This window comes from Aquabacterium sp. (assembly GCF_004297345.1).
GTDB lineage: Bacteria > Pseudomonadota > Gammaproteobacteria > Burkholderiales > Burkholderiaceae_C > Aquabacterium.
Map to the genome: position 1 here is coordinate 1 of NZ_SCTN01000192.1, position 8,788 is coordinate 8,788.

The following is an 8,788-nucleotide window of genomic DNA, read 5'->3' on the forward strand; positions in this document are numbered from 1 at the left end:
GCCACCCTGCAGGCTGAGGCTGACCGTGTTCTTCGAGGCGCTGTCATGGGCGGCCAGCAGGTTCACGGCTTTCGTGCCCTGGATCGTGGCGTTGCCGCCAGCGCTCACCGTGGTGCCCGTCAGGGTCGTCACGCCGCCAGCGTTCACGCTCACGTCCTGGCCGGCCTTCAGCGTGGACACGGTTTCAGTGGTGGTGCTGGATTTGCCTGCGCTGTAGCTGGCGCCCAGTTTGGCACTGCCGCTCACATTGATGCCCAGTGGCTTGAACAGGCCAAAGCCCAGGCTGCCGCTCACGTTGACCGTCGAGGTTTCCGTGGACACAGTGGGATCGACCACCTCTGTCGTGGTGCTCAACACGCGCATGTCCACATGCTGATCCGCCGTGGCGCTGATGTTCTGCGTGGCGTTGACGTTGTAGCCGTTGAGCGCCAGATCACCACCACTGTGCAGCGTGGCATTGCCCGTGGCGTTGATGGTGCCGTTGCTCAGCGCCACACCCTGGCCGCCATCGACCGTGACGTTGCCACCTGTCAGCTTGCCGCCATTCAAGGTCAGCGAGTTGCTGGCGTGAAGCGAGATGCCATCGGCCCCTGCGGCCGTGAATTGCGCATTGCTGCTGTCAAGCGAGCCACCCTGGATGTCAACCTTGATGCCTTGTTGAGCCGTCCAGGTGCCACCGGTGTTGACGCCAGCGCCCTGGCGAGTCGAGATCACATTGATCACGCCAGCATTCATCGCACCCAGCAAGCTGGCATCCACAGAAACTGTCGAGGGGGCCGAGGGATCGACGGCCAGCAGACGGGCAGAGCGCGGGTCAAACGTGGCGTTGCCCACAGCAACGGTCAAGGTGGATGAACTACCCGCCGACACGCTGCCACCAGAAGCCACCTTGATGGCCGGGCTCAACAGGGCCAGCGCGCCATCCGGGTTTTGCAGCGCGCCGTTGATCGTCAGATTGGCGCCCGCCTTGGCCTTGCTGGTATCCAGGCTGGTCACCAGGTCGCCCGTGCGGTTGCTGGCCCCGACCACCAGCGTGGCCTGCGAGATGTTGGTCGTGACGACCTTGCCGTTGACAACGATGCCGTTTGGGTTGATCAGCACCAGGCTGGCCTTCTGGCCATTGATGCCGATGCCTGCACTCAGCGTCGAGGCTTGCGTGCCCGTTACTTCCGCAATGATCTGCGTGGCAGCCATGCCAAGCGAGGTATTGCCACTGATCGTGCCCCACGCACTGGATGTGGTGGTCTGCAGGCTGTTGTTGAACACCGTGCCCTTGGCATTGGTGGCATTGAACAGCGTGAAGCCGTTGTAAGAGGTGCCGTCCGACTTGGTTGTGGCGATCTGGATGACCGTCGCGCCATTCGACGATGACGTGACTTTCGTGTTGGTCAAGCCGTTAGCAACGACATCTGCTGCGTAACCCGTGTGGGGGTACATCAGGCCGAAGGCCGAGGCCATCGCGGCAACCGTACTAGCGACGAGACTGGGTGCAAAAGGAGGTGTTTGCTTGCTTTTCTTGTACGACATGACTTTGTAGATGGCGCCGACACGGTGCGCACGAAATGCTCAATGTGTCGGGTAATTTACAAAGACCACGTAGTAACAATGGGTGGTAGTGACCCACCCTGCCCCGCGTACAAGGGGGCGGGTTAGCCCGCACTCAACGGTGCACGAACTGGCATGCCTTGGTATCGGGGTTGCACACGCGAACCAGGTTGTTGCGAACGTGCGTGGCGAACAGACCTTGCGCAATTACGATGCCGGCAATCACGGCGATGGACAGGCGGACACTCATGTTGATCTCCTGCAATGCAAGCGAATGTAAGCAGCGTAGTGACTGTCGGCTTCGGGCGCTACCGGGTCGACACCCTGGATTACAGGGGGCATCTACCCGATGTCGCATGCTTCGTGAGGCTTGTCACGGATGGCTTTCGGGCGGTGCGCGCCACCTGATCAATGACAACCTGGGCGGGACCGTCTGGCGTCAGCATTCGGTGCGAGTGACACAGGCCTGACGTGACCCCTCCAGGCCGGGAGGCCATCTGATAAAGTCAGCCGCATCATGAAGAACAAGAGCAAGGCCTCGCCCAATATCTTCAGCAGGCCGGCTGCGCCAGCCTTGGCGCCCTTGCCCAAGGTGCTGCCCCAGGCGGATGGGGGGCACCTGATCGCCTTGTTCAATGCCGGTCGCTACGCGGAGCTGGAAGCCCGATCCAGGCACTTGTCGTTGCAATACCCCGAATCGGGCTTTGTATGGAAGGTGCTGGGCACGGCCCTGTTGCTGCAAGGTCAGCAAGCCGACGGCATTGCGCCCCTGCAGAAGGCCGTGGCCTTGATGCCGGGTGACGTGGAGGCACACAGCAACCTCGGCAATCTGCTGCGGGATTGCGATCGACTGGAAGAAGCCGCTGCCAGCTATCGACGAGCCACAGAACTCAAGCCGGATTACGCGGCTGCGCATTTCAACCTGGGCATCACCTTGCGCGATCTGGGCCGCTTGAACGAAGCGGTAGACAGCTATCGCCGTGCGATTGACCTGCAGCCCGGCTTTGCCGAGGCCCACAACAACCTGGGCAATGCCCTGAAGGACCTGGGCAGGCTGGAAGATGCGCTGAACGCGTACAAACAAGCTCTGTCTGCCAAGCCCGATTACGTTGAGGCCTGCGGCAATGCCCTGTTCGCCTGCAACTATCTGCCCGGCTCATCGCCCGAGGCCATGCTGGCTGATGCCCGGACTTACGGCAGCCTGGTTGCCAGCCGGGCACAGCCCTTTACTGACTGGCCAAATGATCGATCTGTCGATCGCACCTTGCGCATCGGCCTGGTATCCGGAGATCTGGTCACGCACCCGGTTGGCTTTTTCCTCGAAGGTGCGTTGAAGGCCCTGGCGCAACAACAGCCGTCCCGGATCGAGATCAACGCCTACGCCAACAACCCGATCGAAGATACTGTCACGCAGCGCATCAAGGCCGTTTGCCATGGCTGGTGTACGGTAGCCGGCATGAGCGATGAGGCCCTGGCGCAGCGCATCCGTAGCGATGCCATCGATATCCTCATCGACCTTTCGGGCCACACTGGCCTCAACCGCCTGCCCATGTTTGCCTGGAAGCCCGCACCGGTGCAGGTGAGCTGGTTGGGCTATGTGGCCACCACGGGCGTGGCGGCCATCGATTGGCTGCTGGCCGATCCCTGGACGCTGCCGTCCGCTGAAGACGCGCATTTCACCGAGCAGATCTGGCGCCTGCCCGAAACGCGCATGTGTTTCACGCCGCCGCAGGCCGATGTGGCCGTCTCACCCTTGCCTGCGCAAACGCAAGGCCACGTCACGTTTGGCTGCTTCAATAACCTGACCAAGGTGAATGACGAAGTGGTGCGTGCATGGGGGCAGGTGCTGCAAACCGTGCCCGGCAGCATGCTCCTGCTCAAGGCCGATCAGCTGAACGACCCGGCCGAATGCCAGCGCATGCATGCCCGTTTTGCCGAGCAGGGTATCGAGGCAAAGCGTTTGCAGCTTCAAGGCCGATCGCCACGCGCTGATTACCTCGCCGCCTATCACCAGATCGACATCGCGCTTGACCCCTTTCCGTACACGGGCGGCACGACCAGCGCCGAGAGTTTGTGGATGGGCGTGCCTGTGCTGACCCTGGCTGGCGAGCGCATGATCGCCCGGCAGGGCGTGGGCCTGATGATGAACGCAGGCCTGCCAGACTGGGTGGCGTCCGATCTGGATGACTATGTGGCCAAGGCCGCAGCCCATGCGGCGGATCTGCCGAGCCTGGCCAGGCTGAGAGACGGATTGCGCCAGCAGGTGCTGGCTTCGCCCTTGTTTGATGCCTCGCGCTTTGCGCGTCATTTCGAGGCTGCCATGCACGGCATGTGGCAGCACTGGATCGCACGATGAAGAACAAGAAGAACAAAGGCCCTGTGGCTGTATCTGCGTCACAAGTGCTGCCCCAGGCCGATGGCGGCTACCTGATTGCCCTGTTCAACGCTGGACGCTACGCTGATCTAGAGGCGCGTGCGCGCCAACTGAGCGTGCAATACCCTTCATCCGGTTTCGTTTGGAAGGTGTTGGGAACGGCGCTGCTTGTGCAGAACAAGGATGGCCTTGAGGCTCTGCAGAATGCGGTGGCCTTGCTGCCCGGCGATGCCGAAGCCCTGAGCAATCTGGGCAATGTGCAGAAAGCGCAAGGCCTGGTGCAGGAGGCTGCAGCCAGCTACGAAGGTGCAGTGGCCATCCGGCCGGACTTCGTGGCCGCGCACTACAACCTGGGCATTGCCCTCAAGGAGCTGGGTCAGACGGAAAAAGCCCTTGCCAGCTACCGTCAGGCCATCGCCTTGTTGCCAGGTTTTGTCGAGGCGCACTTCAATCTGGGCATTGCGCTCAAGGACCTGGAGCGCCGTGACGAGGCCATGGCGAGTTATCGCCAGGCGATTGCACTCAAGCCTGATTACGCCGAGGCGCACTACAACCTGGCCGTGGCCTTGAAAGAGGCAGGCCAATTGGATGAGGCCGTTCGCTGCTATCGACAGGCCATCGCTTGCAAGCCTGATTATGCGGATGCGCATTGCAATTTGGGCGTGGCGCTGGAGGCCATGGGGCAGTTGAACGAAGCGGTGGCCAGCTACCGTCAGGCCATCACCTTGCAGCCGGGCATGGCCGCTGCACACAACAACCTGGGCAACGTGCTCAAGGATCTGGGGCGATACGAAGCGGCATTGGGCAGCCTGCAAGAGGCCTTGCGCCTCAAGCCGGATTTCGCCGATGCCTGCAACAACCTGGGCAACGCCTTCAAGGACCTGGGGCGCCTTGACGAGGCCCTGCAAAGCTATCGCCGCGCACTGGCGTTGGATCCCGATGCCACGGACGTGCTGGGCAATGTTCTGTTCACGAGCAACTACCTTGCGGGGCAGACGCCAGATGAATTGCTGGTGCTGGCTCGTCAGTATGGCGAGGTGGTGCAGCGCAAGGCCTATTCCTTTACCAACTGGTCTGTCGAGCGTGATGTTCATCGCCCTTTGCGCGTTGGCATCGTCTCGGGCGATCTGTGCCTGCATCCGGTGGGCTACTTCGTTGAGGGCGTGTTGCGTGCCTTGAAAGCCCAGTCCGCAGACAGCATCGCGCTTTTCGCCTATGCCACGCATGTTCGCCATGACGCATTGAGCGAGCGCATCAAGGCCTGTTGTGTGGGCTGGTGTCAGGCCACAACGATGAGCGATCAGGCCCTCGCACAACGGATCCATGCGGATCGCATCGACATCCTCATTGACCTGTCAGGACACACGGCGCACAACCGCCTGCCCATGTTCGCCTGGAAGCCCGCCCCCGTGCAGGTGAGTTGGCTGGGCTATTTCGCTACCACGGGCGTGGCAGCGATGGACTACTTCGTTGCTGATCCGTGGACTCTGCCCGAGTCGGAAGGCGCGCCGTTCACCGAGCAAATCTGGCGCCTGCCCGAGACGCGGCTGTGCTTCACCGAGCCCGCCGTTGACGTGGCGGTATCGCCTTTGCCTGCGCTGCAAAACGGGCACATCACGTTTGGCTGTTTCAACAACCTGACCAAGATGAACGACGAGGTGGTCAGCCTGTGGGCCAGGGTTTTGAAAGCCGTGGATGGCAGCCAACTCATGCTCAAGGCCGAACAGCTGGATGACCCTGGTGTGTGCGAGATGGTGAAGGCGCGCTTTGCGGACCAAGGCGTGGCGTCCGATCGTCTGGTGCTGGAAGGGCGTTCGAATCGCACGGACTACCTTGCCCGCTATGGTCACATCGATATCGCCCTCGATCCCTTCCCCTTCACAGGCGGTACCACCAGCGCAGAAAGCCTGTGGATGGGTGTGCCTGTGCTCACACTGGCCGGTGAACGGCTTGTCTCGCGGCAAGGTGTGGGCCTGCTGATGAACGCAGGCCTGCCCGAATGGGTGGCCACAGACGCCGATGACTACGTGGCGAAGGCCGTGGCCCACGCGCGTGATCTGATGGCGTTGTCGGCCTTGCGCGCGGGCTTGCGCAAGCAGGTATTGGCCTCGCCGGTCTTCGACGCTGCCCGATTTGCCCAGCACTTCGAGTTGGCGCTGCGCGGCATGTGGGCCCGTTGGTGCCAGCAGGCGACGCAAGGCTGAAGAGATTGGTTTACGCTCTCGGTCTGGGCCTGTTCCTGGTCTGATGAGGGAGCTTGTTGATGCGTTGGAATCGTGTGTTGCCGGCCTTGCTGTCGGCATCGCTGCTGGTGGCATGCGGCACAGCCGTGGTCAACCCTGTGACGGGGCAGACCGAATACTCGGCCATGGACGAGCCGGCCGAAATCGCCGAGGGGCAAAAGCAGCATCAATCGATCCTCAAGCAGTACGGGGCCTATGACAACCCGACGGTTCAGGCCTATGTCAACGATGTGGGGCAGAAGCTCGCCGCGCAGTCCCATCGCCCCAACCTGACCTGGACCTTCACCGTGCTGGACAGCACGGAGATCAATGCCTTTGCCTTGCCTGGTGGCTATGTGTACATCACGCGCGGCATCATGGCCTATCTGGACAGCGAGGCCGAACTGGCGGGTGTGCTCGGCCATGAGATCGGCCACGTGTGCGCACGCCATGGCGCGCAGCGCGCAACCAAAGAGCGCAATGCGGGCTTTGGCGTGATGGCCGCCACTGTGTTGGGCATGGTGCTGGAAGCAGGCGGCGTCAGCCGTGCCACGGACCTGGCCAATCAGGTGTCGCAAACCGCAGCTGCGGGCTACATCGCGTCCTACAGCCGCGAACAGGAATCCCAAGCCGATGAACTGGGTGCCGAGTACCTCTCGCGCAACCAGTACAACCCGCAGAACATGGTCAACGTCATCAAAGTGCTCAAGAACCAGGAGCGCTTTGCAGCAGACACGGCCAAGGCAGAAGGCCGGCCTGCGCCAACAGGCGCGAACTGGCTGGCCTCCCACCCCAGCAATGACAAGCGCCTGGCCGACATCGAACAGATCGCTGCAGGCTATGGCGGGCGCTATGCCGACGATCAGCATGCGCACTACCTCAAGACGATCGATGGCATGACCTTCGGCGACAGCCGTGAGCAAGGCGTGACCCGTGGGCGGCACTTCTATCATGAGGGCCTGGGCATTGCTCTGACGGCCCCGAATGGTTGGCGTATTCAGAATGCGCCTGAGGCCATCACGCTGGTCAATGGTGCGGGTGATGCTGGCTTGATCGTGAGGCTGGTGCCAGACAAGGCCGGTGGCACGCCTGAAGAGGTGATTCGCAATGTGATCAAGCCCAGCGAGGGGCGCTCGGAAAAACGCAGTTTCAACGGGCTCTCGGCACTGCATTTTGTGGGGGCCGTGCGCAACAGCCAGGGGCAAAGCAAGAACGTCAACCTGACTGTGGTTGCGGGGCCTGCGGGGCACCAGTACCTGATGCAGTACGCGGCCAAGGATGCGGCCACCTTGCAGCGCAACGAAGCGCAGATGCAGGAAGCAGAAGCGTCGTTCAGGGCCCTGAGCGCCGCGGATCGTGCGGCTGCCAGACCTTGGGCGCTCAAGTCCGTGGCGTTGCCGCGTGGCGGTTTCACGGAACTGGCCCGATCAACGCCCTTGCTGAGTCAGCAGGAAGCGCGGCTCAAACTCATCAACGGGGCTTATGGCGAGGGCAGTACCGAGCCCAAGCCCGGGCAACTGGTCAAGACTGTGCAGTGACGCACAGCCCGCCATCAGCGCCATGAAAGATGGCTGACATATCGCGTAGAAAGGAAGCTTCATGATCACGTTCAGCACGACAAGGACATTCGGCGCCACGCCAGCTGAGGTGTTCGCTGCCATCCAGGATGGCGAGCGTCTGGCCAGATGGTGGGGCCCGGAGGGCTTTTCCAATCAGTTTGATGTCTTCGAGTTCCAGCCTGATGGCCGGTGGGTCTTTGACATGATCGGACCTGACGGCAAGACCTACCCCAATGAAGCAGTCTTCGCTCGCATCGAGTCGGACAAGCAAGTGGTGATCCAGCATGTGTGCGCGCCTCACTTTCAGCTCAGCATCACGCTCACCCCCTCACCGAACGGGACTTTGCTGATGTGGGACCAGACTTTTGAAGACGCCGCGGTGGGGCAGGCCATCCGTCATATTGTGGTGCCGGCCAACGAGCAGAACCTGGATCGACTGGGGCAGGAGTTGGCCCGGTGTGCCTCAACGTCAAGCCTATGAGCCAATTGGCGAAGTAGGAAGCCAGGACCAACCGCTGTCGCCTTCTCTCCCTGGGTCAATACCAGGTGACCGTGGGCATCACGCTGAAACGGCGTGTCCGCAATCACGTGGGCGGCATCCATGCGGTGGCCGCCACCTTGGCGGCCGAATACGCCAGCGGCCTGCTGGTGGGGCAGCATGTGCCCGACGATGCCATCGTGGTGGTCAAGACCATCCATGTCGAATTGCGCAAGCCCAACAAGGGCAACATCAAGGCCACAGCCAGGCTGACGCCAGAGGAAGCACGCGCCATCTGCACCGAACCCAAGGGCAGCCTCAAGGTGTCGGTGACCATTGAAGACGCGCAAGGGCAGACGCCGATTACCGGCTATATGGAGATGGCCTGGTTGCCAAAACGCAGGTGATGGCCCGTGATGCTGCGGTGCAGCTTGGTGTTCACCCTAGGGCGGGGAAGCACCCGGACGTGACCTGCTTCACAGCTTTGTTGTGCAGCATGACAGTGCGGCGGTCAATCCGGGCAAATTGGCTATGAGTTAGGGGGGTACTCCTGGATACTGGATCGATCAAGAGCTGTCCAACCATCGCCACTCATGTCGTCGCCTCAGGG

The 8,788-nt window shown here is 61.8% G+C and carries 7 protein-coding genes; 5 read left to right on the forward strand and 2 right to left on the reverse strand.

Translation table 11 applies throughout. The features are described 5' to 3' along the window. A partial coding sequence (locus EPO09_RS06605; protein ID WP_290641405.1) for a filamentous hemagglutinin N-terminal domain-containing protein occupies nucleotides 1-1,527 on the reverse strand: 1,527 nt, incomplete at its 3' end. A 133-nt stretch (nucleotides 1,528-1,660) separates the two neighbouring features. After that, nucleotides 1,661-1,795: a hypothetical protein gene (locus EPO09_RS06610; RefSeq protein WP_290641407.1), complete on the reverse strand. Its 135-nt coding sequence runs from the start codon at nucleotides 1,793-1,795 to the stop codon at nucleotides 1,661-1,663. Between the two features lie 267 nt (nucleotides 1,796-2,062). Between EPO09_RS06610 and EPO09_RS06615 the strand changes: the two genes are divergently transcribed. From EPO09_RS06615 to EPO09_RS06635, 5 genes are all read left to right on the forward strand, one after another. Next, nucleotides 2,063-3,901: a tetratricopeptide repeat protein gene (locus EPO09_RS06615; protein WP_290641409.1), complete on the forward strand. Its 1,839-nt coding sequence runs from the start codon at nucleotides 2,063-2,065 to the stop codon at nucleotides 3,899-3,901. Then, nucleotides 3,898-6,123: a glycosyltransferase family 41 protein gene (locus EPO09_RS06620; protein ID WP_290641411.1), complete on the forward strand. Its 2,226-nt coding sequence runs from the start codon at nucleotides 3,898-3,900 to the stop codon at nucleotides 6,121-6,123. Before EPO09_RS06615 ends, EPO09_RS06620 begins: the two co-directional genes overlap by 4 nt. 59 nt (nucleotides 6,124-6,182) lie before the next feature. Continuing rightward, nucleotides 6,183-7,679, forward strand: coding sequence for a M48 family metalloprotease (locus tag EPO09_RS06625; RefSeq protein ID WP_290641413.1), 1,497 nt, complete (start codon nucleotides 6,183-6,185; stop codon nucleotides 7,677-7,679). Between the two features lie 61 nt (nucleotides 7,680-7,740). Next, the gene (locus tag EPO09_RS06630) at nucleotides 7,741-8,181 is read left to right on the forward strand and encodes an SRPBCC domain-containing protein (RefSeq protein WP_290641415.1); all 441 of its coding nucleotides are present in this window, start codon (nucleotides 7,741-7,743) and stop codon (nucleotides 8,179-8,181) included. 50 nt (nucleotides 8,182-8,231) lie between these two features. After that, entirely contained in the window at nucleotides 8,232-8,585 is a 354-nt protein-coding gene (locus EPO09_RS06635; RefSeq protein WP_290641417.1) for a DUF4442 domain-containing protein, read from the forward strand. The last annotated feature ends 203 nt before the right edge of the window (nucleotides 8,586-8,788 follow it).

Coding starts and splice junctions, on each gene's coding strand:
- EPO09_RS06615 (WP_290641409.1), top strand. CDS start 2,063: ATGAAGAACAAGAGCAAGGCCTCGCCCAATATCTTCAGCAGGCCGGCT.
- EPO09_RS06620 (WP_290641411.1), top strand. CDS start 3,898: ATGAAGAACAAGAAGAACAAAGGCCCTGTGGCTGTATCTGCGTCACAA.
- EPO09_RS06625 (WP_290641413.1), top strand. CDS start 6,183: ATGCGTTGGAATCGTGTGTTGCCGGCCTTGCTGTCGGCATCGCTGCTG.
- EPO09_RS06630 (WP_290641415.1), top strand. CDS start 7,741: ATGATCACGTTCAGCACGACAAGGACATTCGGCGCCACGCCAGCTGAG.
- EPO09_RS06610 (WP_290641407.1), bottom strand. CDS start 1,795: ATGAGTGTCCGCCTGTCCATCGCCGTGATTGCCGGCATCGTAATTGCG.